The organism is Pantoea sp. ACRSB (assembly GCF_022346905.1).
In the GTDB taxonomy this organism is placed as follows: Bacteria; Pseudomonadota; Gammaproteobacteria; order Enterobacterales; family Enterobacteriaceae; genus Pantoea; species Pantoea piersonii.
Genome location: NZ_JAKRNL010000035.1, coordinates 1 through 550, shown reverse-complemented (window position 1 = coordinate 550; position 550 = coordinate 1). Strand labels below are relative to the sequence as shown.

Genomic DNA, 550 nt, shown 5'->3' with positions numbered 1-550 from the left:
TTCTATCAGACAATCTGTGTGAGCACTTCGAAGGCAGTATCTTCAGGTAAGGAGGTGATCCAACCGCAGGTTCCCCTACGGTTACCTTGTTACGACTTCACCCCAGTCATGAATCACAAAGTGGTAAGCGCCCTCCCGAAGGTTAAGCTACCTACTTCTTTTGCAACCCACTCCCATGGTGTGACGGGCGGTGTGTACAAGGCCCGGGAACGTATTCACCGTGGCGTTCTGATCCACGATTACTAGCGATTCCGACTTCACGGAGTCGAGTTGCAGACTCCGATCCGGACTACGACGCACTTTATGAGGTCCGCTTGCTCTCGCGAGGTCGCTTCTCTTTGTATGCGCCATTGTAGCACGTGTGTAGCCCTGGCCGTAAGGGCCATGATGACTTGACGTCATCCCCACCTTCCTCCGGTTTATCACCGGCAGTCTCCTTTGAGTTCCCGACCGAATCGCTGGCAACAAAGGATAAGGGTTGCGCTCGTTGCGGGACTTAACCCAACATTTCACAACACGAGCTGACGACAGCCATGCAGCACCTGTCTCA

1 rRNA gene is annotated in these 550 nt (G+C 53.8%); it reads right to left on the bottom strand.

Annotation, left to right across the window (positions count from 1 at the left end):
• Window positions 1-47 precede the first annotated feature (47 nt).
• Window positions 48-550: ribosomal RNA gene (locus tag MHZ89_RS22630) — 16S ribosomal RNA — on the bottom strand; the annotation flags it as partial.